The 24,452-nt window shown below is 73.4% G+C and carries 22 protein-coding genes and 2 pseudogenes; 13 read left to right on the top strand and 11 right to left on the bottom strand.

Annotated features, from left to right (window positions below):
• Positions 1-4: 4 nt before the first annotated feature.
• Positions 5-574 carry a dihydrofolate reductase family protein gene (locus BUS84_RS16025; protein ID WP_074313459.1) on the bottom strand — a complete coding sequence of 190 codons (570 nt, stop codon included), beginning with the start codon at positions 572-574 and terminating at the stop codon, positions 5-7.
• 146 nt (positions 575-720) lie between these two features.
• Here BUS84_RS16025 and BUS84_RS16020 point away from each other — a divergent pair.
• Positions 721-1,527 (top strand): annotated as a pseudogene (locus BUS84_RS16020) (hypothetical protein); the annotation flags it as partial.
• A gap of 52 nt (positions 1,528-1,579) precedes the next feature.
• On the opposite strand, the gene BUS84_RS16015 reads toward BUS84_RS16020, so the two are convergent.
• Positions 1,580-2,101 carry an SRPBCC family protein gene (locus tag BUS84_RS16015; RefSeq protein ID WP_074313457.1) on the bottom strand — a complete coding sequence of 174 codons (522 nt, stop codon included), beginning with the start codon at positions 2,099-2,101 and terminating at the stop codon, positions 1,580-1,582.
• Positions 2,102-2,431: an ArsR/SmtB family transcription factor gene (locus tag BUS84_RS16010; protein WP_074313455.1), complete on the bottom strand. Its 330-nt coding sequence runs from the start codon at positions 2,429-2,431 to the stop codon at positions 2,102-2,104. It abuts the gene before it with no gap.
• Positions 2,432-2,510: 79 nt separating this feature from the next.
• Between BUS84_RS16010 and BUS84_RS16005 the strand changes: the two genes are divergently transcribed.
• Positions 2,511-3,440: an LLM class F420-dependent oxidoreductase gene (locus BUS84_RS16005; RefSeq protein ID WP_074313453.1), complete on the top strand. Its 930-nt coding sequence runs from the start codon at positions 2,511-2,513 to the stop codon at positions 3,438-3,440.
• 12 nt (positions 3,441-3,452) lie between these two features.
• Here the strand turns inward: BUS84_RS16005 and BUS84_RS16000 are convergent, their stop codons facing one another.
• Complete coding sequence (locus tag BUS84_RS16000; RefSeq protein WP_074313451.1) at positions 3,453-3,890, bottom strand: hypothetical protein; 438 nt, start codon at positions 3,888-3,890, stop codon at positions 3,453-3,455.
• Positions 3,891-3,991: 101 nt separating this feature from the next.
• Here BUS84_RS16000 and BUS84_RS15995 point away from each other — a divergent pair, with 101 nt between their 5' ends.
• From BUS84_RS15995 to bdeA, 3 genes and pseudogenes are all read left to right on the top strand, one after another.
• Entirely contained in the window at positions 3,992-4,765 is a 774-nt protein-coding gene (locus tag BUS84_RS15995) for a hypothetical protein (protein ID WP_143728433.1), read from the top strand.
• Positions 4,762-6,045, top strand: coding sequence for an FAD-binding protein (locus tag BUS84_RS15990; RefSeq protein ID WP_280175134.1), 1,284 nt, complete (start codon positions 4,762-4,764; stop codon positions 6,043-6,045). The genes BUS84_RS15995 and BUS84_RS15990 overlap by 4 nt, the downstream gene beginning before the upstream one ends.
• A gap of 255 nt (positions 6,046-6,300) precedes the next feature.
• Positions 6,301-7,209: pseudogene (bdeA, locus tag BUS84_RS15985) on the top strand (bis(hydroxyethyl) terephthalate hydrolase).
• A 102-nt stretch (positions 7,210-7,311) separates the two neighbouring features.
• On the opposite strand, the gene BUS84_RS40690 reads toward bdeA, so the two are convergent.
• The gene (locus tag BUS84_RS40690; RefSeq protein ID WP_074313449.1) at positions 7,312-8,478 is read right to left on the bottom strand and encodes a site-2 protease family protein; all 1,167 of its coding nucleotides are present in this window, start codon (positions 8,476-8,478) and stop codon (positions 7,312-7,314) included.
• A gap of 63 nt (positions 8,479-8,541) precedes the next feature.
• Positions 8,542-9,396, bottom strand: coding sequence for an alpha/beta hydrolase (locus tag BUS84_RS15975; RefSeq protein WP_074313447.1), 855 nt, complete (start codon positions 9,394-9,396; stop codon positions 8,542-8,544).
• Between the two features lie 177 nt (positions 9,397-9,573).
• Between BUS84_RS15975 and BUS84_RS15970 the strand changes: the two genes are divergently transcribed.
• From BUS84_RS15970 to BUS84_RS15955, 4 genes are read left to right on the top strand one after another with little or no spacing between them, the layout of a single operon-like run.
• The gene (locus tag BUS84_RS15970) at positions 9,574-10,473 is read left to right on the top strand and encodes an ABC transporter ATP-binding protein (RefSeq protein ID WP_074313445.1); all 900 of its coding nucleotides are present in this window, start codon (positions 9,574-9,576) and stop codon (positions 10,471-10,473) included.
• A gap of 1 nt (position 10,474) precedes the next feature.
• On the top strand, positions 10,475-11,290 hold the full coding sequence (locus tag BUS84_RS15965; protein ID WP_084757494.1) for an ABC transporter permease: 816 nt from the start codon (positions 10,475-10,477) through the stop codon (positions 11,288-11,290).
• A gap of 26 nt (positions 11,291-11,316) precedes the next feature.
• The gene (locus BUS84_RS15960; RefSeq protein WP_074313443.1) at positions 11,317-12,447 is read left to right on the top strand and encodes a sensor histidine kinase; all 1,131 of its coding nucleotides are present in this window, start codon (positions 11,317-11,319) and stop codon (positions 12,445-12,447) included.
• The gene (locus tag BUS84_RS15955) at positions 12,444-13,097 is read left to right on the top strand and encodes a response regulator transcription factor (protein ID WP_167627069.1); all 654 of its coding nucleotides are present in this window, start codon (positions 12,444-12,446) and stop codon (positions 13,095-13,097) included. The genes BUS84_RS15960 and BUS84_RS15955 overlap by 4 nt, the downstream gene beginning before the upstream one ends.
• 10 nt (positions 13,098-13,107) lie before the next feature.
• On the opposite strand, the gene BUS84_RS15950 is transcribed toward BUS84_RS15955, so the two are convergent.
• Both BUS84_RS15950 and BUS84_RS15945 read right to left on the bottom strand, forming a co-directional pair.
• Positions 13,108-14,019: a L,D-transpeptidase gene (locus BUS84_RS15950; RefSeq protein WP_074313441.1), complete on the bottom strand. Its 912-nt coding sequence runs from the start codon at positions 14,017-14,019 to the stop codon at positions 13,108-13,110.
• Positions 14,020-14,098: 79 nt separating this feature from the next.
• Positions 14,099-15,544: an alpha-amylase gene (locus tag BUS84_RS15945; RefSeq protein WP_074313439.1), complete on the bottom strand. Its 1,446-nt coding sequence runs from the start codon at positions 15,542-15,544 to the stop codon at positions 14,099-14,101.
• Between the two features lie 400 nt (positions 15,545-15,944).
• Here BUS84_RS15945 and BUS84_RS15940 point away from each other — a divergent pair, with 400 nt between their 5' ends.
• The 4 genes from BUS84_RS15940 (at position 15,945) to BUS84_RS15925 (ending at position 20,635) form a co-directional block, all read left to right on the top strand.
• Positions 15,945-17,552 (top strand): ferric reductase-like transmembrane domain-containing protein, encoded by a 1,608-nt coding sequence (locus BUS84_RS15940; RefSeq protein ID WP_244298595.1) that lies wholly within the window; start codon positions 15,945-15,947, stop codon positions 17,550-17,552.
• A complete protein-coding gene (locus BUS84_RS15935; protein WP_074313428.1) occupies positions 17,549-19,015 on the top strand; it encodes an NADH-ubiquinone oxidoreductase-F iron-sulfur binding region domain-containing protein in 1,467 nt (488 codons plus the stop codon). The genes BUS84_RS15940 and BUS84_RS15935 overlap by 4 nt, the downstream gene beginning before the upstream one ends.
• A 70-nt stretch (positions 19,016-19,085) precedes the next feature.
• Complete coding sequence (locus BUS84_RS15930; protein ID WP_084757493.1) at positions 19,086-19,685, top strand: TlpA family protein disulfide reductase; 600 nt, start codon at positions 19,086-19,088, stop codon at positions 19,683-19,685.
• Positions 19,682-20,635 carry a cytochrome c biogenesis CcdA family protein gene (locus tag BUS84_RS15925; protein ID WP_244298593.1) on the top strand — a complete coding sequence of 318 codons (954 nt, stop codon included), beginning with the start codon at positions 19,682-19,684 and terminating at the stop codon, positions 20,633-20,635. Before BUS84_RS15930 ends, BUS84_RS15925 begins: the two co-directional genes overlap by 4 nt.
• On the opposite strand, the gene serS is transcribed toward BUS84_RS15925, so the two are convergent.
• From serS to BUS84_RS15910, 3 genes are all read right to left on the bottom strand, one after another.
• Positions 20,632-21,918: a serine--tRNA ligase gene (gene serS / locus BUS84_RS15920; protein WP_074313426.1), complete on the bottom strand. Its 1,287-nt coding sequence runs from the start codon at positions 21,916-21,918 to the stop codon at positions 20,632-20,634. The two genes, BUS84_RS15925 and serS, sit on opposite strands and share 4 nt — an antisense overlap.
• Before the next feature lie 113 nt (positions 21,919-22,031).
• Positions 22,032-23,159, bottom strand: coding sequence for a DNA polymerase III subunit beta family protein (locus tag BUS84_RS15915; RefSeq protein ID WP_084757492.1), 1,128 nt, complete (start codon positions 23,157-23,159; stop codon positions 22,032-22,034).
• A gap of 25 nt (positions 23,160-23,184) precedes the next feature.
• Positions 23,185-24,429: a saccharopine dehydrogenase family protein gene (locus BUS84_RS15910; protein ID WP_074313424.1), complete on the bottom strand. Its 1,245-nt coding sequence runs from the start codon at positions 24,427-24,429 to the stop codon at positions 23,185-23,187.
• Between the last annotated feature and the right edge of the window lie 23 nt (positions 24,430-24,452).

Raw genomic sequence — 24,452 nt, 5'->3', positions numbered from 1 at the left:
TCTTTCAGTGCTTGACATAGGTGGAGATGGTCGCGCCGGTGTTGAACACCCGGGTGTCGTGCAGCGTGAAGCCCGACACGGCGAAGGGCGTCCGGAACAGGGGAATGCCGGAGCCGAGGACGACGGGGTACCGCTTGACGACCAGTTCGTCGATCTCGTCCACGAGCTGGCCGGCGAGCATCGCCCCGCCGCAGAGCCAGATGCCCATCCCGTCCTGGCGCTTGAGCGCGCGGACGAACTCCGCCGGCTCGTCGGCAACGATCTCCACCGACGGGTCGCGCTGGTCCAGCGTCCGGGAGAACACGTACTGCCGCAGGTGGGCGTACGGGCTCGTGACGCCGATGGCCAGGGCCGGTTCGTAGGTCGCGCGGCCCATGAGCACGGTGTCGAACGTGGTGTTCGCCGCCAAGGTGATCCCGAGCGGCTCCCGCGCGTGGGTTGGCAGGGTCTCGGGGTAATCGGCCAGGATGGCCGCGGCCAGATCCCCCTCGAACGCGAAGAAGTCGGACTCGCCGGCCGGCCCGGCGATGAACCCGTCCAGGCTGGTGGCGATGTAGTACGTCAGTTTTCGCACGTCAGATGCTCTTTTCCGAAGGTCTTGCGCACGGCTGGAACGCTAGTTGGCTCGCCCGCAGTCGGCATCGGTAGCAGCGACGTAACGTGACCGCCGGTCGCGAACGTCAGTGGGGTCGAGCGCGCGAGTGGGCGACAGCGCAGGGCGCCGGGGTGCAGATGAACATGGTCCTGGAGCTGAAGCACTATGGCGCCCCGAATTCCGGGCCGCAGAGCTTCACCGTGGACGGCACCAGCTACACCGTGCCGGGGCCGTCGATGACCATCCAGCAGCGCCCCGGCACCACGTGGCCGAAAGCGTACGGGTACGGCGAGGTGCTCAACGGCCAGTGCGACGGGTTGTTCCACCGCGCTCTGGCGCAGTACCGCACCCTCGGTTTCGGGGTGAACATCCAGCTCGCCTCGGAGTTGGACACGGACCACGAGTTCGGTACGACCGAGGGCAGCAGGGCGTACACCTGGGCCGAGTCGGACGCGCTGGCGGTGCAGGCGATGAACTACATCCTCACCTGGTTCAAGGCGCGGACGCTGCCCGCCGGCACCACCTTCTCGATCGGGCTCGGTGGCTTCGACCGCGCCTGCTTCCAGCGCACCCACCCGGAGGCGCTGATGTCCCGCCTGGACTTCCTCCAGTGGAACGCCTACGCCACGAACGCCAACGACACCGCGCTGTCCCGGTTCCGCCGCACGAAGGACTGGGCGGTGGCGGACCTCGGCCCGGTGGCGCTGTCCCGGCCCGTGATCATCGCGGAGTGGGGGGTGCGGTCGGCCAGATCCCGAACCAGGCGGCCTGGATCGCCACCGTCCCGGCGGCCGTGGCCAAGCTCAACGCCGAGCGCGGGCCACGGATCGTCCGGACCAACTACTTCAACTCCGGGTGGGGCACCCCTGTCGCCGAAGGCGGCCGGGTTGGCCGCGCTCCGGGCCGCGTACGCCACCCGGCCGTACGTCTGACCGGGCCGGAGATCGGTGCCGGCTCGGTCGCGGGCTGCACCGCCGCCGCGGGTCAGCCCTGGCCGAGCCGGTCGGCGTACGTGTCGCGCAGCTCGGACCAGCCGAAGTTGAGCGCCTCGGCGCCCCGGATCGGGCCGACCGGGTCGCCGTCGAGCAGCCGGTCGGCCACGTCGAGGCAGAGGTGCCAGCCGGCGGTGACCATCGGCAGCATGCCCGGGTCGGCGACGGTGTGCCGGAGGGTGAGTCGGGTGCCGGCGCCCAGCGGGCTCAGCTCCCAGCGCAGCAGGTCGTCGCCCCAGGTGTACTCGAGCAGATGCGGCGGCTCGGCCCGATGGATCGTCGCCGCGGTCGGGATGGTGGTCTCGCCGTCGACCATGGTGAGCACGGCGGCACCGGGGGAGCCGAGGTCCCGGTCGGCGAGGAAGGGCGCCCACTCGGCGAGCCGTGCCGGGTCGGTCAGCGCCGCCCAGACGGTGGCCAGTGGGTGCCGCAGGTCGCGGACGAAGACCAGCGTGGCGGCGCCGTCGGCGCGCACCTCGGCGGGTGGGCTCGGGCGAAAGGCGTCGCGGTCCATTCACTGCTCCTGACTGTCGAGGTGTCGTTCCAGGGCGTCCAGGTGCCGGTTCCACAGCCGGCGGTACGGGTCCAGCCAGCCGTCGACCGCCCGCAGGGGGCCCGGGTCGAGGCGGTAGATCCGTTGCCGGGCGGCGATGCGGCAGGAGACGAAGCCGGCCTCGCGGAGGACCCGCAGGTGCTTCGAGACGGCCGGCTGGCTGACCCCGAGGCTGTCCACCAACTCGCTGACGCTGCGCTCCGTGTCGCGGAGCTGGTCGAGGATCCGGCGCCGGGTGGGCTCGGCGAGGACGGTGAAGGCGTCGGCGGACACCACTTCAAGATGCCCCATGAGTCATATGACTGTCAAGGCATATGAGGAGAGGCGCCGTACCGGAGCGGCGCCGGGGCCGGCTTCCTATGCTCGGAGCATGGAATTGCGGATCTTCACCGAACCCCAGCAGGGCGCCAGCTACGACCAGTTGCTCGCCGTGGCGCGCTGCGCCGAGGACGCCGGCTACGGTGCGTTCTTCCGGTCCGACCACTACCTCATGATGGGCGCGGTGACCGGTGAGCCCGGCCCCACCGACGCGTGGACCACCCTTGCCGGGCTGGCCCGGGACACCAGCCGGATCCGGCTCGGCACCCTGATGACGGCTGCCACCTTCCGGCTGCCCGGCCCGCTGGCGATCACCGTGGCGCAGGTCGACCAGATGAGCGGCGGCCGGGTGGAACTGGGCATCGGCACCGGCTGGTACGCCGACGAGCACACCGCGTACGGCATCCCGTTCCCAGCCCTGGGCGAGCGGTTCGACCGGCTGGAGGAGCAGCTCGAGGTCATCACCGGCCTCTGGGCCACGCCGCCCGGGGAGCGGTTCGATCACGCCGGCCGGTACTACCCGATCAGTGACTCGCCCGCCATGCCCAAGCCCGTGCAGCAGCCCCGCCCGCCGATCCTGCTCGGCGGGATGGGTCCGAAGCGCACCCCCCGGCTGGCCGCCCGCTACGCCGACGAGTTCAACCTGCCGTTCGCCTCGACGGCCGACACGGCGGCGCAGTTCGACCGGGTCCGCGCCGCCTGCACCGAGATCGGTCGGGATCCGGCCGAGCTGACCTGGTCCAACGCCCTCGTGCTCTGCTGCGGCCGAGACGACGCCGAGGTGGCCCGCCGGGCCGCCGCCATCGGCCGCGACCCGGACGAGCTGCGGGCCAACGGCGTGGCCGGCACGCCCGCCGAGGTCCTCGACACCATCGGCCGGTACGCGGAGGCCGGCAGTCAGCGGATCTACCTCCAGGTGCTGGACCTCAGCGACCTGGAGCACCTCGAGCTGGTCGCCAGCGAGGTGATGGCGAAGCTCTGAGCCCACCGGCGGTCACGCGCCCCGGTGAGCCCCGCCGCCCGTTCCGACCATGCCCGGATCGCGCAGCACGGTGTCCAGCCGGCCGTCCCGATCGCTGTCCACATAGGTGACGTCCGCCACCCCGTCGCCGTCGAGATCGACCTGGACGATGTCGGCGACGCCGTCGCCGTCGAGATCGGTGGCCACCTCCACCGAACCGTCCAGGTGCCGGGTCACGATCGAGTGCGGCTCGGCACCGGGAGCGCGCGGCGGCGGCCCGGGCGCCGGCACCGGCGTCGGTGCCGGCGCGGGCGCGGGTGTCGGGCGGGGCCCGGGCGTGGGCGGCGGATGGCTCGACAACCGGGCGCCCGGCGGGGCGCTGGCCGGCTCGACCCCACTGCCGGTCGGGTCCAGCTCCTCCTCGGAGGGGAACACGTCGCCCCGTGGGGCCGGATCACGGTAGCTGCTCATGCGCGTAGGGTTCCCCGACGATGGCGAGAACAACCGTGCCCGATCGTCCGGTGTCCGTGGCTCCCGGTGTGTCGGACGATGCTGGGACCGACGCCACGGTCATGAACGGGGGTCCGAGCGTGGAACTGCGCCGGAGTCGGGGGGCCCTGGTGCTCGCCCTGGTCTGCGTACTCGGTGGGGTGGTGTTGCTGGCCCTGCCCCGCGACGACGCCCTGCTACGGACGATCATCGCGGTGGGAGCCGTCGCGCTCGGTGTCGTGGCGCTGGTCAGCGCGTTGCGGCCCTTCCGGTTCGGGATCGGCGCGGACGGGCTGACCATTCGGCGACCGGGCCTGCGCCGGTCTATCCGGTGGGCCGAGGTCGACACGCTGGTCCTCGACGAGCCACCCCGGCGGGACGGCCGTCCGGTGCCGCCACGGCTACTGCTGGTGCCCGTGCCGGGTGTGCCGCTCGGGCCACGGGTGACCGCCCGCCATCCCGTCGACGGCCGGCCCGCCATCGAACTGCTCGTCCTCGACCAGGTCCGGGAGCAGCCCGAGCAGGTGTCCGCCGCGCTCACCCGCTACGCCGGCGACCGGTTCGTGGACCTGCCCGCGCTGCGCCGCGCCACCTTCACCGAGCCGGACCTCCCCGCCAGCCTGCGGGGCTACCGGATGGACCAGGTCGACCAGTTGATCCGGCGCGGCCAGGACGCCCTGCTGTCCGAGGACGCGCAGACCCGGCGGGCGGCCCGGGCGGAGATCGAACGAGCCCGCGCGGTCGGCCTGCCGATCGCCCAGCGCGGTTACAGCCGGCTCCAGGCCGACACGGTGCTGGACGCCCTCGTCGTCGCGTTGGCCGACCACTCATCCACCGATCGGGAGACCGCACCGTGATCGCACCGGAACACGGCGGCCCGTCGACCGCCACGGCCGACGTACCGCGCCGCAACTGGGCCGGCAACGTCCGCTACGCCGCGCGGGCGTTCCACCGGCCCACCACCACCGACGAGCTGCGCCGGCTGGTCGCCGGCAGCTCCCGGATCCGGGCGGTGGGCACCGGGCACTCCTTCAACCGGTTCGGCGACACGGCCGGCGACCTGGTCACCCTGGCCGGGCTGCCTCCGGCGATCGACGTGGACGCCGAGCGCGCGCGGGTCACCGTCACCGGCGCGCTGCGCTACGGCGACGTCGCCCGGCAACTGCACGCCCAGGGGTATGCGCTGGCCAACCTCGCCTCGCTGCCACACATCTCGGTGGCCGGGGCGGTGGCGACCGCCTCCCACGGCTCCGGTCAGACCCACGGCAACCTGGCCACCTCCGTCGCCGCCCTGGAGCTGGTCACCGCGGACGGGGACCTGCTGCACGTCGACCGCGACACCGACGGGGACACGTTCGCGGGCATGGTGGTGGGGCTCGGCGCGCTCGGCCTGGTCACGCGGGTCACTTTGGACGTGGTGCCGACGTTCGAGCTGCGCCAGTACGTTCGGCTCGACCTGCCCCGGGAGGCGCTCGACGCGGCGCTCGGCTCGGCGTACAGCGTGAGCGTGTTCACCGACTGGCGCGCGCCGCGACTGCGTGAGGTGTGGCGCAAGCAGCGGGCGGACCAGCCGCCACCCCCGGCGGACTGGCTCGGCACCACCGCCGCCGACGAGCCGCGCCACCCGGTGCTCGGGATGCCGGCGGAGAACTGCACCGAGCAGCTCGGTGTGCCGGGCCCGTGGCACGAGCGGCTGCCGCACTTCAAGCTCGGCTTCACCCCGAGCAGCGGCGACGAGCTCCAGTCCGAGTACCACCTGCCACGCGCGGCGGCGGCCGAGGCCCTCGCCGCCCTGGACGACGTGGCGCACCTGATCGCCCCCGTGCTCCAGGTGTGCGAGCTGCGTACGGTGGCGGCCGACGAGCTGTGGCTCAGCCCGAACCATCACCGGGACAGCCTCGCCGTGCACTTCACCTGGATCGGCGACCCGGTGGCGGTGGCCCCCGTGCTGGCGGTAGTGGAGGAACGGCTGACGCCGTTCGCGCCGCGTTCGCACTGGGGCAAGGTCTTCACCACCGATCCGGCCGCGCTCGCCGCCAGCTATCCCCGCTACGCGGACTTCATCGCGCTGTTGGGCCGCCTCGACCCAACCGGCAAGTTCCGCACCGACGAGCTGAACACCCACTTCCCCCGCTGACCACCCCTCCCCGGGGCGCCCTCCCCGGGGCCCTTTCCGGCGTTGATCATGAAGTTAGCGGCGCTTGTGTCGGCGTGTCGTGCCGCTAACTTCATGATCAACGCCGGCGTCCGGGTGGGGGTTCATAGCGCGGTGGCAGGGGGTGGGTGGGATTGGTGGTGTTCGGGCGCGCGGGCGGACGATGACTGATGTCGATGGATCCCCTCGGCCGGTCCCCGTCCCGGGACCGTCGGCTCCTTCCCCTCGGAGCGAGACATGCAGCCCCTACCCGCCATCACCCCCGTACCGCCGGGCTGCCGCCCCCGACGTGCCGCCCGGTTGGCTGTCGCCCTGGCCGTGCTCGGCGCCGCTCTGGGCGCCGCCCCGCCCGCGCACGCCGCCGCCAGCCCGTACGAGCGGGGCCCCGACCCCACCGTGGCCAGCATCGAGGCCACCCGTGGGCGCTTCGCCATCGCCCAGAGCACCGTCGCCGCCTCCAGTGTCAGCGGATTCCGGGGCGGCACGATCTACTACCCGACCAGCACCGCCGAGGGCACCTTCGGCGCGGTGGCGATCTCGCCCGGCTACACCGCGACCTAGTCCAGTGTGGCCTGGCTGGGGCCACGACTGGCCTCGCAGGGCTTCGTGGTGATCACGATCGACACGCTGTCCCGCTACGACCAGCCGGCCAGCCGGGGCACCCAGCTGCTCGCCGCCCTGGACCACCTGACCAACACCAGCAGCGTGCGTACCCGCGTCGACCGTAACCGGCTCGCGGTGATGGGCCATTCGATGGGTGGCGGCGGCAGCCTCTCGGCGGCGAACACCCGGCCGCAGCTGCAGGCCGCGATCCCGCTGACCGGCTGGCACACCGTCAAGAACTGGCCGGGCGTACGGGTGCCGACGCTGGTGGTCGGCGCGGAGAACGACTCGGTGGCGCCCGTCTCGTCGCACTCGGAGCCGTTCTACACGAGCCTGCCGGCCACGCTGGACAAGGCGTACCTCGAACTCAACGCCGCCAGCCACTCCGCACCCACCTCGCCGAACGTGACGGTGGCGAAGTACAGCATCTCCCGGCTTAAGCGCTTCGTGGACGACGACACCCGCTACGAACAGTTCCTCTGCCCCGCCCCGCGACCCTCCACCACCATCCAGGAATACGGCGACACCTGCCCCCACTCCTGACCCACCCACGCCCCTTGCAGGGTCGATCATGAAGTTAGCGGCACTGCTGTCGGCGTGTCGCGCCGCTAACTTCATGATCACCGCAGTACGACGCGGGGTTGATCACCGGGGTGGGGCGGGGGTGGGTTGGGTGGGTTGGGTGGGTGGGGCGGTGCGGAGGGTGCCCCGTTGGACGGCGCGGCTGATGTCGCTGGGTGAGACGATGCCGACCAGCCGGCCGTCGGTCACCACCAGGGCCCGGCCGTCGGCGCACTCACTGAGCCGGGGGAGCAGGTCGTTGAGTTCCTCGCCGGGTTGGGCGAGGACCAGTTCGTCGGCCCGGCAGGCCACCTCGGCCAGCGTGGTCGACGGCCGCCGGTCGGCCGGTACGCCCCGTACCCGGTCCAGGGTGACCAGGCCGGTCGGCCGGCCGTCCTCGGTGAGTGGCAGCGCCGAATGCCGGTACGCGAACAGGTAGTGGTCGACGAAGTCGGCGACGGTCATCTCCGCCGAGGCGGTCTGCGGCTGCGGGGTCATCACCTCGCCGACCCGGATCCCGCGCAACGCGCTGCCGGTGCGGGCCTGCCGCTCCTCCATTCCGGCGGCCCCGATCAGGAACCAGCCGATCAGCGCCAGCCAGAGCCCGCCGAATCCCACCCCGGACAGGAACTGCCACAGCCCGAGACCGATCAGCAGCGCGCCGAGCACCCAGCCGGCCCGGGCGGCGACCACCGACGCCCGGGCGCGGTCGCCGGTCGCCTTCCACACGGCCGCGCGCAGCAGCCGCCCGCCGTCCAGCGGCGCGGCCGGCAGGACGTTGAAGATGGCCAGCAGCACGTTGATGCCGGCCAGCCAGGCCATCACCCCGAGCAGCAGGCCACCCTGCCCGGCCAGCGCGAGCAGCGCGGCGATGACGCCGAAGAAGGCCCCGAGCAGCAGGCTGACCAGCGGGCCGATCCCGGAGATCCGCAGCTCCGCGCCCGGGTCGCGGGGCTCGCCCCTCAGCTCGGCCACCCCGCCGAACAGCCAGAGGGTGATGCCCCCGACCTCCAGCCCGTTGCGTTTGGCGACGATCGCGTGGGACACCTCGTGGGCGAGCAGGCCGACGAAGAAGACCACCGCCGCGGCCAGCCCGGCCAGGGTGTACGCCAGCGGGGCGCGGTCGGGGTAGGACCGGGGGAACTGGTTGGCCGCCAGCCCCCAGGCGATCAGCGCGAAGATGACCAGAACACTCCAGTTGACGCCGACCGGTACACCCGCGATCCGGCCAAGCCGGAAGCTCGCCCTCATCCCTGCCCGTTACCCGCGCTCGGCCCGCCCATGCGCCCGACAGCGCGCCGGCACGGCGCAAGCTCAGCGGCGCGGACTCTCGCTGGCGATGGTCGCCTCCCGGGGCAGTGCCGCCGCGCGCAGCGCCCAGTCCAGCGCGTAGTCGGCGATCTCCTCCCAGCCGTCCTGCCCGACGGTGAAGTGCGACCGGCCGGGGAACTCCTGGTACGCGGTGAGCGCCCGGGACTTCTGGTAGAGCGCGGCGTTCGATTTGACAACCGTCGGTGGCACCACGTGGTCGACCTCGCCAGCTATCAGCAGCAGCGGCGCCCGATTGTCACGTCCGGTGTCGACGCGGGCGGGTGAGCGCGGGTCCAGGTTGGCGAACGAGCCCTCGAAGAGCACCCGCCCGGCGCCCGGAACGGCGTACCGCTGCCAGGCCCGGTCGGAGTCTTCCCGGCTCATCGTGTTGCCGAAGGCGTAGTGGAAGTCCTCGGGGGTGAACGGGACAGCCCGGTGCCGGTTGGCGGGGCTGCGCAGGATCGAGAAGGCGGAGCGCAACGTGCTCAGCGGCAGCTTGAGCACCCCCTTCACCGGCGCGGGGTGCACTCCCACCGCCGCCGCCCCGAGGCCCCGGTCGACCAGGAGCTGGGTGATCAGCCCACCGAACGAGTGCCCCATGATGATCGGCGGACTGGGTAGGGTCCGGATGAGTCCGTCGTAGTGCTTGACGATCCCGGCGATGCTCTGCTCGGCGATCGGGGCGGGGTCGTCGCGCAGACGCTCGACGTCCCGGTCCATCCCGGGCCAGGAGGGCGTGAGCACCCGCAGACCCCGGGCGGCGAACCGCTGCGCCCACCCCTCCCAGCTGCGCGATGTCATCCAGAGCCCGTGGACCAGCACGACCGTGTCGACCTGACCCTGCGGCGTGGCACCCATCGCGTTCCCCCTTGTCGCGGCGTCCGGCCCGGCGGTTACCCGCTGCCGTGCGCGGAATTCCTCCGCTGTCAGGCCCGGGCTGCTCACCCGCGCCGGGGCGGCCCCTGACAAATGTCACGGGCGGAACGTGACGGCCGCTCCGGGTACCGGCCCCCGCGTCGCCGGAGCATGACTGACATGACCAGTACGCACCCGGCCGTCGAACTCAACGGCCTCACCAAGACCTTCGGCGCCGTCACCGCGGTCGACGGGCTGAGCCTGCGGGTGCAGCCTGGCGAGGTGGTGGCGTTCCTCGGCCCCAACGGCGCGGGCAAGACCACCACCATCGACATGCTGCTCGGGCTGGCCCGGCCGGACGCGGGCACGGTCCGGATCCTCGGCAGCACCCCGGACGACGCGGTGGCCCGGGGCCGGGTCGCCGCCGTGCTCCAGACCGGCGGGCTGCTCAAGGACCTCACCGTCGGCGAGACCGTCCAGATGAGCGCGCACTTCTACCGGCACACCCGACCGGCGGCCGAGGTGCTGGAGCGGGCCGGCATCGCCGACATCGCCGACCGGGTGGTCGGGCGCTGCTCCGGCGGCCAGCAGCAGCGGCTGCGCTTCGCGCTCGCACTGCTGCCCGACCCGGATCTGATGGTGCTCGATGAGCCGACCACCGGCATGGACGTCGAGGGTCGGCGGGACTTCTGGCAGGCCCTGCGCCGGGACGCGCGCGCCGGGCGGACGGTCATCTTCGCCACCCACTACCTGGATGAGGCGGACGCGTACGCCGACCGGATCGTGCTGGTCCGGCAGGGGCGCGTCGTCGCCGACGGCACCACCGCGGAGATCAAGAACCTGGCCGCCGGCCGTACCGTCCGCGCCACCCTGCCGTGCGCCGACCAGGCCGCCCTCGCCGCGCTGCCCGGCGTGGACGCCGTCGAGGTACGCGGCGACAGCGTGCTGGTGCGCACCGGCGACTCGGACGCGATCGCCCGACACCTGCTCACCCGGACCGCGGCCCGGGACGTGGAGATCACCTCCCGCAACCTCGAGGACGCCTTCCTCGCCCTGACCACCGAGCACACCGGAGCCTGAGATGACCACCCTGCCGGCCACCCCCGCCGCCACCCGTACCGACCGGACCGACGAACCGGACCGCCGGCTGCCCGCCCTGGGCGGTTTCGCCCCGGCCGTCCTGCGCATCGAGCTGCGCAGGGTGCTGCGCAACCGCCGGACGCTCGCGTTCACGCTGATCATGCCGGGCGTCTTCTTCCTCATCTTCGGCCTGCCGCAGGGCGGGCAGACGCTGGACAACGGCCGCCCGGTGACGGCGTACGTCATGATCAGCTTGGCCGTCTACGCGGCCATGGTGGCGACCACCAGCGCCGGCGGCGCGGTGGCCACCGAGCGGGCGCTGGGCTGGAGCCGGCAGCTGCGGCTCACTCCGCTGCGCCCGACCGCGTACGTGGCCACTAAGCTGACCACCGCGATGAGCCTCGGCCTGCTCGCGGTCGTCGTCGAGTTCCTGGTGGGCGCGGCCGCCGGCGTCCGCATCCCGGTGTACGTCTGGCTGCTGGCCGGGCTCGCCGCCTGGCTCGGCTCGCTGGTCTTCGCCGCGTTCGGCCTCTTCATGGGCTATCTGGTGCCGGCCGAGAACGTCATGCAGTTCATCGGCCCGATCCTGGCCGTGCTGGCCATGTTCGGCGGGCTCTTCGTCCCGCTCGAGGTGCTGCCGGACGTGCTCCAGCAGGTCGCCCGGTTCACCCCGGTGTACGGCGTGGGCGAGCTGTCCCGCGCCCCGCTGACCGGCGAAGGGGTGAGCATGGCCGCGGTGGCCAACATCGCCTGCTGGGCCCTGGTCTTCGGTGTCGGCGCGGCCCGGCTGTTCCGCCGGGACACCGCTCGGGTCTGATCGCTCCGACCGCTAGCGTGGACCCAATGGATCTCTCGACGGGGCAGCCCCGGCCGGCGAGCCGCCACTGGCGGTTCACCGGCTGGCTGCTCGCCGCAGTGTGGCTGTTCTTCCTCAACGTGCCGCTCTCCACCGCGCTGCACCAGCCCCAGCCCTGGCGGCAGGTCCTCGGCGTGGCCGCGCTGCTCGTCTTCGGCGTCGGCTACGTGCTGCTGTTCCAGTGGGCCCGCCAGCTGCGCCAGTCGCTCCTGCCGATCCCGGCGCGTCGGGCGCGGGTGGGGCTGCTGCTGCTGCTCGCGGTGGGCCTGGCCAGCATCCCGGGCACCGGCGGCGACTGGCTGGCCACCCTGGTCTACGTGGCCGCCGCGGCGGTGTTCCTGCTGCCGTCCCGGGAGGCGTTGCTGGCCGTGGTGCTCTGCGCGCTGGCCCCGGTGCTGGCGTCCAGGCTGGTGCCGGGGTGGGAGGCGGAGAACACCATCGTCTTCGCGGTGCTGCTCGCCTCGTTCGCCATGTTCGGGGTGTCCCGGCTGGCCCAGCGCAACAGTGAGCTCCAGGCTGCCCAGCAGGAGATCCGCCGGCTCGCGGTCGCCGAGGAGCGGGTCCGCACCGCCCGCGACCTGCACGACATCCTCGGGCACTCGCTGACGGTGGTGGCGATCAAAGCGGAGTTGGCCGGCCGGCTGCTCGAGGTGGACCGGGACCGGGCCGCCGCCGAGATCGCCGAGGTGGAGGGGCTGGCCCGGGCGGCGCTGGCGGATGTGCGGCAGACGGTCGGGGCGTACCGCGAGGTGACCCTCGCCGGGGAGCTGGCCGGCGCCCGTACCGCGCTGGCCGCGGCGGGCATCGCGGCGGAGCTGCCGGGCGAGGTGCCGGCGCTGCCGAACGAGTGGGACCGGTTGTTCGGTTGGGCGGTTCGGGAAGGGGTGACCAACGTGGTCCGGCACAGCGGGGCGCGGTGCTGCACGATCCGGGTGCACCCGGATCGTGTCGAGGTGAGCGACGACGGCCGGGGTCTGTCCACTGCCGACGTCAGCGGGCACGGCCTGGTCGGCCTGCGGGAGCGGGCGCGAGGGCTGGACGCTGTGGTGTCCGTGGGTCGCCGTTCGGACGGAACCGGCTTTATGCTGCGGGTGCACGCGCCGGCGGAGGCCCGGTGAGCGGCCCCACCGGTGGCGCGCCCGGGCCGGGTGCGCCGATCCGGCTGCTGCTCGCCGACGATCAGGCGTTGGTACGGGGCGCGCTGGCCGCGCTGCTCTCGCTGGAGCCGGATCTGACTGTGGTGGCCGAGGTCGGCCGGGGCGACGAGGTGGTGCCGGAGGCCCGCCGCACCGCCCCCGACGTGGCCCTGTTGGACGTGGAGATGCCCGGTCTGGACGGGATCGCCGCCGCTGCCGCGCTGCGGGCCGCGCTACCGGCCTGCCGGGTGCTGGTGGTGACCACCTTCGGTCGGCCCGGCTACCTGCGCCGGGCGATGGAGGCCGGTGCGAACGGCTTCGTGGTCAAGGACACGCCGGCCCGGCAGCTCGCCGAGGCGGTCCGCCGGGTGCACGCCGGCCTGCGGGTGGTCGACCCGACGTTGGCTGCGGAGACCCTGGCCACCGGGGCCAGCCCGCTGACCGAGCGGGAGACCGGGGTGCTCCGGGCGGCCCGGGGCGGTGGCACGGTCGCCGACGTGGCGAGGGAGTTGCACCTGTCCGAGGGGACGGTACGCAACCACTTCTCGGCGGCGATCGGCAAGACCGGCGCCCGCAACCGGGCCGAGGCGGTAAGCATCGCCGAGCAGAACGGCTGGCTGCTCGGCGAGTGAGCGGCGTCGCTCAGGCCGTCGGCGGCGGGGTGGGGAGCTGGTCGACGACCACCAGGCTGCTGCCGGGGCGGACCTCGGCGAGCAGTTCGCGCTGGCCGCTGCGGGTCACCCGGATGCAGCCGTTGGTGGTGTTCTTGCCCAGCTCGCCGTCGTGGTACCAGCTGTGCAGCCCGATGTGCGCCCCGCGCAGCCCGGTCGGCACCGACTCCGGGTCGTCGGGCACCGAGCCGAGGGCGTAGATGTCCACCCCGCCGTAGACGTCCTGTGGTGGCGGGGTGCGGCCCAGGATGAAGGTCCGCCCGAGCGGGGTCTCCTGCCCCGCCTGGCCGAGGCTGGTCTGCCAGGAGCGCACCGCCTTGCCGGCCCGGTACCAGGTGAGCCGGTGCACCTTGCGCTCCACCACGATCTGGTCGCGCAGGGCCACGGTGTCGAACCCGCCGGACGGCAGCCAGGCGAGCCGCCGGTTGGCCGACGGGAGCAGGACGGCCGTCCAGCCGACCCGTCGTTCGGCGATCGGCACGGTCAACTCGACACCGGCGAGCGTCGGTTCGAGGAAGGCCAGCGGACGTCCGCCGGGCGCGTCGTACGCGGCGATCCGCCGGGTCGGGTGCACACCCTCGGTCAGCGGCGTGGTGTCCATGGTGGCCGGATCGGCGGGGAACCCCTTGGGGGCGGGGTCGTAGTCGACCACCGGCAGCCCGTCCGGGGCGGGCGCGGCCGGTGGCGCCGATTCCTCGGGGGTCTGCTCGACGCTGCTCGGCGTCGGGTCGGACGCCGCCACCGGAGAGCGGTCGGTGGTCGCCGAGTGCGGGGTGAGGGCCTGGCCGACCAGCAGCGCGGCGGTCAACAGCGCGGCCACGGCGACGGCGGCGGCCACCCAGGCGCCCCGACGGCGGGACGGGGTCATTCGGTCAAACGGCACGAAACCACTGTATCCGACCTGTTAGGAGGGTGCCCTTCCTATCCAAGAAGCAATAACAAGGGCCCCTTCCTGACGATGGTCAGACGCGCGCACCAACGTGGATGGCCACGGCGTCGTGCGCAGGCACGTTGGCGGCGAACCAGCCGCTACCGTCCACCGTGATCACCGGGCCGCTGCACGTGCCGCCCGCGTACGTGCCGTGGACGACGTCGCAGTACCGACCAGCGGGCAGCCCGGTGTAGTACGAGCGCCCGTTCACCGCGGAGTCCTCGTCGTTGACCGTGAGGAAACCCTTGCCGCTGCGGCTGAACGCGATGTGGTTGTTGCCGTTGTCGTACCAGTTCGCCACGCCGGCGCCCTCGGTGGCGTTGCGGAAGCCGACCATGTTGGCGATCACCGGCCAGCGGTGCTCGCACTCCCAACCCGAGTAGCAGGTGGTGTTCAACGTCTTGTTGGCGCCGTCCGAGGGCGGGCCGGCGTCCCGGTTGCTGAAGGTGTAGCTGGACATGACGGTCGGCGAGCCGTACGGCCAGGCCAGCATGAAGGCGTTCGCGAGGGCGTAGATCCCGCGGTCCCGGTAGGTGAGGACCCCGCCGGCGTCGCGCTGGGTGTCGTGGTTGTCTACGAACACCGAGGAGGGCCCGGTGGGCAGGTGCCCCCAGCCCTCGCCGAAGTTGCGCAGGTACGCCAACCGCTCCGAGCGGAACACCCGGGCCAGGTCCTTGCCGTAGCGGAACTCGTGCACGTCACCGTTGCCGGTGTACTCGGTCGGCTGGATCGGCTCACCGGCGCCGTGGATGACCTCCTGCACGATGTACGCGGAGCGGGAGAGCTTGCCCTTGATGGCGGCGATGTCGGCTGCCGGCATGTGTTTGCTGGCGTCGAGGCGGAACCCGTCCACGCCGAGGGAGAGCAGGTCGTTGAGGTACGCGGCGATCTTCGTACGGACGTAGTCCGACTCGGTCTTCAGGTCCGACAGGTTGACCAGCTCGCAGTTCTGCACCTCGTACCGGTCCTTGTAGTTGGCGATGTCGTCGCCCCCGTTGCGGCCGCAGTGGTGGAAGTCCTGGGTCTGGTAGATGCCCGGGTAGTCGTAGTGCGAGTACGACGACCCGGCCCAGCCGGTGCCGCCGGCGTCCTGCCCGGACATGTGGTTGATGACCGCGTCGACGACCACCTTGACCCCGGCCGCGTGGCAGGTGTTCACCATCGACTGGAACTGGGCCCGGGTGCCCTTGCGGGACTCGATCCGGTAGCTGACCGGCTGGTACGCCAGCCACCACTGGTTGCCTCGCACGTGTTCCTGCGGGGGCGAGACCTGGACGTAACCGTAGCCCTTCGGCCCGAGCGTGCTCTGGCACTCGCTGGCCACCGACGGCCAGTTCCACTCGAAGAGCTGGACGATGACCTTCTTGCCGCCGGACGGGGCGGCGACGGCCGGGGGAGCCGTCACGGTGGTGGGGACGAGCAGGCTGGCAACCAGGCCGAGGGCGAGGATCGCCGAGCCGCGTCGACGTCGGTGCATCGGGACTCCTGACGGGGGAGCGGGGGTGGGGGTGGTGGTGCGGCGGGGGACAGGCCGGTTGCCGGAATCTTGCAACCAGGGCTGAAATTTTCCGAAAGGTTACAAGCGTGTTGCAGCGACTGTCAATGCATGGACATTCATCACTGTCCTCGCGGCCCCGGTGGGCGCGGCGAAGCCACCCTCCGGCGGGCGCCGCTACACGCGTCCTGACGGCGGTTGGTTCGATCCGGCTCAGAAATTTCCATCCCGGGGTGATCCGAGCGCCCCTTCGGTCCGTACTGGATGGGGGAGCAGGGGTCGGCCGGTGGTACGCCGCCGCGAGACGATCGAGGAGCAGATGGCCCGGGCAAAGCAGAACCAGAAGGCGCCCAAAGTCCGGACCAGCGCCAGCAGTCGGGGGGTGCGAACCCGGTCTCGGTCGGCGACCACCCTGCTGATCGCGTCGGTGCTCGCCGCACTCTGGGCGGCGACCATGCTGACCGGCGCGGGTCAGAAGGCGTACGCGTACGGCTTCTTCTTCACCGAGTTCTTCGCCGGCGTGATCGCCCTGGTGACGCTGAGCCTCACCGTGATGCTCGGCCTGCTCGCCACCGACCGCCTCGTTCTGCGCATCTCGCACCGGGTGCTGTTGCAGTCGGCGCACCGGGCCACCGGCGTACTCGGCGTCGCCGGGCTGCTCTTCCACGTGCTCACCAAGATCGCGACTGGTCGGGCGGCGGCGACCGACGCGCTGGTGCCGTTCGTCGGCGGCAGAGGGCTCTACGTCGGCCTCGGCACGGTCGCCGCCCTGCTGATGGTGAGCGTGATCTGGACCGGCATCATCCGCGCCCGCTTCGCCGGCGTCGGTCCGAAGTGGCTGTGGCGCGCGCTGCACTCCATGACGTACGTCGCCTGGCCGTTCGCCCTGTTCCACGGTCTCAACGCCGGCCGGGTCGCGAAGTCCTGGGTGGTGTTCAGCTATCTCGGCTGCATCCTGCTGGTCGTGCTGGCGCTGCTGGTCCGGCTCTCGGTCACCATCGGCCGGCGCAGCCGCGAGCAGCACCAGGCCGCGGTGCGCAACGCGGCGATGGCCGTCCGGGCCGGCGAGGAGGGCCGCGGTCGAACGCTGCTCGCCGGGCTGAGCCGACGCCGCGACACCGGCACGGAGAAGCGTCCCGCCTGGGCGGAGACCACCACCGCCACGTGGGCTGCCCCGGCCCCCGCCCGGCCCCGCGACCCCGACCGGTTCACCGTGCCGGTGGTGCCCGAGCCGGGCTCGCTCACCGAGCCCGTCCGGCCCACCCGGAGTCGGCGGGACGAGGAGCCGGCGGCCCGCCGGGGCACCGATAGGACGGCGCGCGGCCGGCGCGACGAGCTGGAGCCGGCGGCCCGCCGGTCGACCCGGCGGGACGTGGACGAGCCCCGCTGGCGCGACGAGGAGGAGCTGGAGCCGGTGGCCCGGCGCCGCGGCGAGCGCACCCGCGACCGGGACGAGGCGGCCCCGACCGGGCGGCGACGGGGCGGCGCGGCGGTCGAGGAGCCGGTCGCCGAGCTGTCCACCCGCCGGTCCCGCTCGAAGGACGACGGCAGCCGGTACTCGGCCCCGCCCCGGCGGACGGTCGCGGAGCCCGAGGAGCCGTGGGACAGCCCACGCCGGTGGCAGGCCGCGGAGCCGATCTCGGCCGGCCCGGTCTCCGCCGAGCCGATCTCTGCGGGCCCGATCTCGGCCGGCCCGGTCTCCGCTGGGCCGATCTCCGCTGGGCCGATCTCCGCGGCGCCGCGCAGCGGCAGCGGCCGGCACAGCGCCGACGACGACCTGCCGGAGGAGCCGGACTACTGGCGCCCGCCGGCCCGGTACCTGCCGGAGGAGGTCGCGCCGCCCGTCGACGACACACCCACCCTGGTCGACCTCGCGTCTCGCCGGGCCCGGCGGGCCGCCGGCGAGAGCCGGTCCGCCAAGCGTCGCCGGGCCAGCGCCGACGCCGTGGACGGGGCGTACTGGGCCGGGCTGCGGGGTGAGGCGAAGTGATGCGTACGACCGTGCCTCCGGTGGCCTGCGTCGGCGAGCCCCGGCTCACCGCCGGGTTCGCCGAGTTCGGCCGGCTGGACCTGGCCGCGCACGACGAGGTGCACGGCCCGATCGGCCCGATGGAGCCCGCGCAACTGCTCCGGCTCGCTGAGGGCATGCAGCTCAAGGGCAAGGGCGGGGCGGGATTTCCGTTCGCCCGCAAGCTGCGCGCGGTGCTGGAGTCCTGCGAGCGGCAGGACCTCGCCGCGGTGGTGGTGGTCAACGCCACCGAGGGGGAACCCGCGAGTTGGAAGGACAAGGTGCTGCTGACCCGCGCCCCGCACCTGATCCTCGACGGCGCGGCGCTGGCCGCGTACGCGCTGGACGCCGAGGAGATCGTGATCGGCGTGGCCGACGACGGGGTGGGCCAGGACTCGCTCATGGACGCGCTGGCGGAACGCCGGATGCCGGTGCCCACCACCATCGTCACCGTGCCGCACCGCTTCATCTCCGGTGAGGGCGGCGCGCTGGTCAACGGCATCAACGGGTTGCCGCACATCCCGCCCGGCACCAAGAAGCGCTCCAGCGACTCGGGCGTCGGCGGCCTGCCCACCCTGCTGTCCAACGCCGAGACGTACGCCCAGCTCGCCGTCGCCGCCCGGCTCGGCCCGTACGAGTACGCGGCGCTCGGCACCGACGACGAGCCGGGCACCGTGCTGCTCACCGTGACCGGCGCGGCGGCCCGGCCCGCGGTGGTGGAGTGTGCCGCCGGCACCCCGCTGCGCGAGATCCTCGACCTGTGCGAGGTCCCGGACGGGCCGGGCATCCTGATGGGCGGCTACCACGGCAAGTGGATCACTCCGGAGGCGGCGGACCGGGCGGAGGTCTCCCGCAAGGGCCTCGCCGCGGTCGGCGGCACCCTCGGCGCGGGCATCATCGTCCCGCTCGGCGTCGACACCTGCCCGCTCGGTGAGGCCGCCCAGGTGGTGCGCTACCTGGCCGGCGAGTCCGCCGGCCAGTGCGGACCGTGCAAGATGGGCCTGCCCGACCTGGCCCGCGCGGTGGACCTGGCGGTCGCCGGCAGCCAACCGGCGGACGTGGTGCGGGCCGCAGCCGGCGAGGTGAAGGGGCGCGGCGCGTGCAGCCACCCGGACGGCACCGCCCGGTTCGCCCTATCCGCGATCGAGGTCTTCGCCGACGACCTGCGGCTGCACAGCACCGGCGACGGCTGCGGCCGGCGGGTTAAGGGCGTGATGGGGCTGCCGGGCGCGCCCGACGGGAACCCGCAGAAGCTCACCCTGGACTGGTCGCGCTGCGACGGGCACGGGCTGTGCGCGCACGTGGTGCCCGACTTCATCCGGCTCGACGGCAACGGTTACCCCGCCTTCCCGCCCACTCCGGTGCCGACCTGGCTGCGGGAGGGCGCGCTGAAGGCGGTCAAGGTCTGCCCGGAGCTCGCCCTCCGACTCGCGAAGGCCGAGTGAGAAAGGGCACCTTCTCAACGGCTGGTGCATAGGAAGGGGCCCTTCCTAACGACTGTGGAGGGAGACGCGGATGCGCAGCTCGCACGCACGGAGGTGGCCACGCCGGGCCGGCATCGCCACCGCGTTGGTGGGGGCGCTGCTCGGCGCGGTCTCCTGCACCGGTACGGCCACCCCGCCACCGGCGGCCGTCGGCACCGCGCCGACCACCACCGCCGCCCCGACCGGCTCGCCGACCGCCGCCTCGACCCGACCGCCGGCCGCCGTGCCGGACACCCTGCGCTTCACCGGGACCACCCTCACCGGCACCGCGTTCGACGCGGCGCAGCTCGCCGGCCGACCGGTGGTGCTCTGGTTCTGGGCGCCGTGGTGCGCCACCTGCGCCAGCCAGGCCTGGACGGTGGCCGAGATCGCGCCCCAGTACCGGGACACCGTGCCGATCATCGGTGTCGCCGGCCTCGGCGAACAGCGGGCGATGAAGGACTTCGTCACCGAGTTCGACCTGGCCGGGACGCCGCAGATCGACGACCGCGCCGGCGCGCTCTGGCGCCGGTTCAAGGTGACCGAGCAGAGCACCTTCCTGATCATCGATCGGGACGGCAAGGTCGTCCACCAGGGCTTCCTGGACGGCGAGGCGCTCACCGCCCGGGTCACCGCGCTGGCCGGGGCGTGACCGCCCCGCTGCTGCTCGCGCTGACCGCCGGCATGCTCGGCGCGGTCAACCCGTGCGGCTTCGCGTTGCTGCCCGCGTACCTCTCGCTGCTGGTCGCCGGGGCGCCGGACGCCCGCGGCGCGGTCGGCCGCGCGCTCACCGCGGCGGCCGGGCTCACCCTGGGGTACGTGCTGGTCTTCGGCGCCTTCGGCCTGGCGCTCGCGCCGTTGGCCGGCTGGCTGCAGCCCCGGTTGCCGTGGCTGACCGTGGCGCTCGGGCTGCTGCTGGTGGCGGCCGGGTGCTGGCTGCTCGCCGGCCGGCGGCTGCCCGCCCCCGGCTGGTCCGCCCGGGCGCCCCGGCTGACCCGTTCCTGGCCGTCGATGGCGCTGTTCGGCGCGGCGTACGCGTTGGCCTCGCTCGGATGCGCGATCGCACCGTTCCTGGCCATCGTGGTGACCAGCCTCCAGGCCGGCTCGATGGGCCGCGGCCTGGCGCTGTTCGGCGCGTACGCCCTCGGGATGGGGCTGGTGGTCGCGGTCGCCGCCCTCGGTGTGGCACTGCTGCGCGACGGGCTGGTGGCCCGGCTGCGCGGCGCCGGCGCGTTGGTGCCCCGGCTCAGCGGCCTGATGCTGCTGCTCGCCGGGGGCTACGTCGCCTGGTACGGCTGGTACGAGCTGCGGCTGGCCGCCGGGCGCCGCGACGCTCTGCACGACCCGGTGATCCGGGTGGCGTCCCGGGTGCAGCACGCCCTCGCCGACACCCTCGACACGCTCGGCCCGACGGCGCTGCTCGCCGCCCTCGTCCTGCTCACCGCGCTGGGCGCCGGCTTGAGCGTCAGGAAGGGCACCTTCCTGACGCCTGCGGTAGAGGAAGGGTCCCTTCCTACCGCCGGGTCCGAGCGCACCACGGCGCCGTCGGATACGTCGACGGGGGCCGGAGTGGATCCGGCCCCCGTCGAACGGATCGGCTAGCGCAGAGGGGTCAGGCGGTCGGTGCCCAGGCGGTCGCGGAGGACCTCGGGGATCAGCACCGAGCCGTCGGCCTGCTGGTACTGCTCCAGGATGGCCGGGAAGAGCCGGCTGGTGGCCAGCGCCGAGCCGTTGAGGGTGTGCACGAAGCGGGTCTGCTTGCCGCCCGGCTCGCGATAGCGGATGGCCGCCCGGCGGGCCTGGTAGTCGCCGGCCCAGGAGACCGACGACACCTCCTTGTACTTGCCGGTGCTCGGCATCCACACCTCGATGTCGAGGGTCTTCCGCATCGAGGCGCTGGCGTCACCGGCGGAGAGCAGGGTGCGCTGGTAGTGCAGGCCCAGCCCCTCCACCAGGCTCTCCGCGTGGGCGAGCATCTCCTCCAGCGCCGCGTCGGCCTGCTCGGGCAGGGTGAACTGGAAGATCTCCACCTTGTTGAACTGGTGGCCGCGCACCGTGCCGCGCTCGTCCGAGTGCGAGCCGGCCGACTCGCGCCGGTAGCACGGGGTGTACGCGAACGCCTTCAGCGGCAGCGTCGTGGTGTCCAGGATCTCGTCCTGGTACGCGCCGAGGATCGCCGTCTCCGAGGTGGGCAGCAGGAACTGCCCGCGCGGGGCGCTGTCCCGGTCCAGGTGGTAGACGTCGTCGTAGAACTTCGGGAACTGCCCGGCGGCGAAGCCGGCCGAGTCGAGCAGCAGGTGCGGCGGGAGCAGGAACTCGTACCCGGCCCTGATGTGCTGGTCGATGAAGTAGTTCAGCAGCGCCCACTCCAGCCGGGCGCCGACCCCCGTGTACATCCAGAAGCCGGAGCCGCCGAGCTTGACGCCGCGGTCGTAGTCGACCAGGCCCAGCGCCCGGGACAGCTCCACGTGGTCACGGACCTTCTCGATGGCCGGCGGCTCGCCGAAGGTCTTGACGACCCGGTTCGCCTCCTTGCCGCCGGGGAGGACGTCGTCGCTGGGCAGGTTCGGCAGCTCGCTCATCGCGTCGCGCAGCCGGGCCTGCACCTCGTCCAACTGGGACTCCAGCTCGGCGAGCTGCTTGCGCTCCGCCTCCGGCGCGGTGACCTGCGGCTCGGTGCCGGCGCGCTTCGCCTGCGCGTACGCCCGGGCCTCCGCCTTGCGGCGCTGCCGCTCGGCGTCGATCTCCGTGATGAGGGCGCGCCGTTCCTGGTCGAGCCGCTGGATCTCGTCCAGGGCCCGGTTGACCTCGGCGGGATCCAGTCGCTTCGCCAGCGCGGTCGCCACCGCCTCGCGATCCTTCCGGATCAACTCCATGTCGAGCATGCTGCTCCGTACGCCTCCGTCCGGGGTCAGGTGGACCAACAGATGCTACCGTCGCGCCCCGCCCGCTTCGGGACGGGGAGCGCGAGCCCACCCCGCAGGGGCGGACGGCGGGTTCAGAGCCGGATCGGCATCAGCACGGAGAACGTGTCCGCGTCGTCCGGGCGGCGTACGGCCAGCGGGGCGATCGGCCCGTCCAGCTCCAGGACCAGCTGCGACCCGCCGGCCGCGTCCAGCGCGTCCAGCAGGTACGCGCCGTTCACCCCGATCCGCAGCGTGCCGATCGCATCGGACCCGGCCAGTGGGTCCGGGGGCAGGTCGGCGGTGGGGATGTCGGCGGCCGGCAGCAGGCGCAGGCCGCCCCGGTCGTCGAGGCCGAGCACGGTGACCGCCAGCTGGGTTCCGCCGTGTTCGCGGTCCACGGTCGGGGCCGCCGGGTCGGTCAGCGCGGCCCGCAGCGCCGGCACATCCACCGGGATCCGGTACGCGGCCGGTCGCTCACCGACGGCCTCCCGCAGCAGCCGCCGGTAGTCCGGGAAGTCGTAGGGCAGCGCGGCGCCGGTCAGCGTGCGGCCGGCCACCGCGACCCGCAGGTCGGCACCGGCCACGGTCAGCCGCACCGGCCGGGTGTCGGCGGCATCGAGCAGCGCCCGGAACCGGTCGATGAGGTCCACCGGGACGAGCACCCGCACCGACGGTCCGTCGACGGTCGCGCCGGCCCGGGCCAGCGCGAGCCGGTGCCGGTCGCTGGCGACGAGCCGGACGCCGTCCGCTTCCACGTCGATCAGCACGCCGGAGAGCACCGGCAGCGCCGGGTCGGCGCCGACGGCGAAGCGCACCGCGTCGACGGCGGCGGCCAGGTCGGCGGGGGAGAGCAGCAGCGTGGTGGTCGCCGTCGGCGCCGGGTCGACCAGGGCCCGGAGGCGGGCGACCTCCCGGCGGGCGTCGGCGAGCCCGTCCGCCAGCCGGCGCAGGTGCGTGTCGAGCAGCCGGTGCACCGCGGCCGGCTCGGCACGCACCGCCGCGGCGATCTCCGGCACGGGCATGCCGACCCGGCGCAGCCCGGCCACCAGCCGGGCCGGGGCGATCTGCGCGTCCGTGTACCAGCGGTAACCGGTCACCGGGTCGACCAGGGCCGGTTCGAGCACGCCCGCCGAGTCGTAGAAGCGCAGCGCGCTGACGGTCAGGCCGCTGGCCCGGGCCAGCTCACCGATGCTGTGCAGGTCGCTCTCCACGACGGGCATCCTGCCCCCTCGACCCGGTCGAGGGTCAAGCCGCCGACCCCGCGTCCGGCGTGGCGGCCGTCCGGTCGGCGGCCTCGGGCGCCCGGGCCGAGGCCTCCTGCTTCAGGACCCGGAAGGTGAGCCCGGCCCGGATGAGCCGGTCGAGCAGCGCGTCGCCCATCGCGGCGACGGGGGTGAGCTGCCCGCTGGTCGACGGCAGATCGTCGAGCGCCAGGCAGAGCGCCGACTCGGCGAGCATCTTCGCCGTCTCGTCGTAGCCCGGGTCGCCGCCGGCCACCTCGGTGACCACCCGGTGCCCGCCGCCGGCGCCGACGAACCGGACCCGGAACCAGGACGCCGCCCGTTGCTGCGGGGTGGGCCCGTGCCCGGACGCGAGCCGGCCGAGCAGCCAGCGCCGGGTGGGCGGCAGCTTCACCAGCCCGACCAGCGCGCCGAGCCCGGCAGCCCCGGCCAGTACGGTCGGCAGCCGCTTCACCGCGGCGAAGTGCCGGTAGCGGAAGTCCGGGCCGTACTCCGGCCGGGCCGCCGCCGACCGGCGTACCACCTGCGGATCGATGGTGGGCAGCGGCACGGTCCAGATGCCCAGCTCCGCCGAGCGGGTCAGCCGGCCCCGCACCGCCCGGACCCGGCGGTCGGTGGGGCGCGGCTCGACCGCCCGGCGGTCCCGGGCGGCCCGGCTGGCCTGCCCGGTGCGGGAGAACGCGGTGAGCGCGGAGTGGTATGTGCCGGCGGAGAACTTGCCGCCGGCACGGACGTACCCGTCCACGGTGATCGGCACGTCGGCGGGCAGCTGCTTGATGGTGAACCAGACGCCCAGGTCGTGCGGGACGGAGTCGAACCCGCAGGCGTGCACCAGCCGCGCGCCGGTGCCGATCGCCTCGGCGTGGTGACGGACGTACATCAGATCGACGAACTCCGGCTCGCCGGAGATGTCCAGGTAGTCGGTGCCGGCCCGGGCGCAGGCCGCGACCAGCGGTTCCCCATGGTGGATGTACGGGCCGACCGTGCTGGCCACCACCCGGGCGCTCTCCGCCACCGCGCGCAGGGAGTCGGCGTCGGTCACATCGGCGATGAGCAGCGGCAGCCCGGCCAGCGTCGGGTCGATGGCGGCGAGCCGGTCCCGTACGGCGGCGAGGCGGCCCGGGTTACGGCCGGCCAGCGCCCAGCGCAGCTCGGACGGCGCGTGCCGGGCCAGGTATTCGGCGGTCAGCCCCCCGGTGAACCCGGTGGCTCCGAACAGCACCACGTCGTACGTCCGCTCCTGCGCCATTCCCAGAGTCTGCCATCCACCGC

The organism is Micromonospora cremea (assembly GCF_900143515.1).
Classification (GTDB): domain Bacteria; phylum Actinomycetota; class Actinomycetes; order Mycobacteriales; family Micromonosporaceae; genus Micromonospora; species Micromonospora cremea.
This window is presented reverse-complemented; position numbering and strand designations above follow the sequence as displayed.

Bases quoted from the DNA above. Each gene is read 5' to 3' on its own strand.
- BUS84_RS16010 (WP_074313455.1), bottom strand. From the start codon at position 2,431: ATGGGGCATCTTGAAGTGGTGTCCGCCGACGCCTTCACCGTCCTCGCC.
- BUS84_RS15915 (WP_084757492.1), bottom strand. From the start codon at position 23,159: ATGCCCGTCGTGGAGAGCGACCTGCACAGCATCGGTGAGCTGGCCCGG.
- BUS84_RS15995 (WP_143728433.1), top strand. From the start codon at position 3,992: ATGAACGGGGGTCCGAGCGTGGAACTGCGCCGGAGTCGGGGGGCCCTG.
- BUS84_RS16000 (WP_074313451.1), bottom strand. From the start codon at position 3,890: ATGAGCAGCTACCGTGATCCGGCCCCACGGGGCGACGTGTTCCCCTCC.
- BUS84_RS16015 (WP_074313457.1), bottom strand. From the start codon at position 2,101: ATGGACCGCGACGCCTTTCGCCCGAGCCCACCCGCCGAGGTGCGCGCC.
- BUS84_RS15930 (WP_084757493.1), top strand. From the start codon at position 19,086: ATGCGCAGCTCGCACGCACGGAGGTGGCCACGCCGGGCCGGCATCGCC.
- BUS84_RS15910 (WP_074313424.1), bottom strand. From the start codon at position 24,429: ATGGCGCAGGAGCGGACGTACGACGTGGTGCTGTTCGGAGCCACCGGG.
- BUS84_RS15970 (WP_074313445.1), top strand. From the start codon at position 9,574: ATGACCAGTACGCACCCGGCCGTCGAACTCAACGGCCTCACCAAGACC.
- BUS84_RS15945 (WP_074313439.1), bottom strand. From the start codon at position 15,544: ATGCACCGACGTCGACGCGGCTCGGCGATCCTCGCCCTCGGCCTGGTT.
- BUS84_RS15975 (WP_074313447.1), bottom strand. From the start codon at position 9,396: ATGGGTGCCACGCCGCAGGGTCAGGTCGACACGGTCGTGCTGGTCCAC.
- BUS84_RS16005 (WP_074313453.1), top strand. From the start codon at position 2,511: ATGGAATTGCGGATCTTCACCGAACCCCAGCAGGGCGCCAGCTACGAC.
- serS (WP_074313426.1), bottom strand. From the start codon at position 21,918: ATGCTCGACATGGAGTTGATCCGGAAGGATCGCGAGGCGGTGGCGACC.
- BUS84_RS15960 (WP_074313443.1), top strand. From the start codon at position 11,317: ATGGATCTCTCGACGGGGCAGCCCCGGCCGGCGAGCCGCCACTGGCGG.
- BUS84_RS40690 (WP_074313449.1), bottom strand. From the start codon at position 8,478: ATGAGGGCGAGCTTCCGGCTTGGCCGGATCGCGGGTGTACCGGTCGGC.
- BUS84_RS15965 (WP_084757494.1), top strand. From the start codon at position 10,475: ATGACCACCCTGCCGGCCACCCCCGCCGCCACCCGTACCGACCGGACC.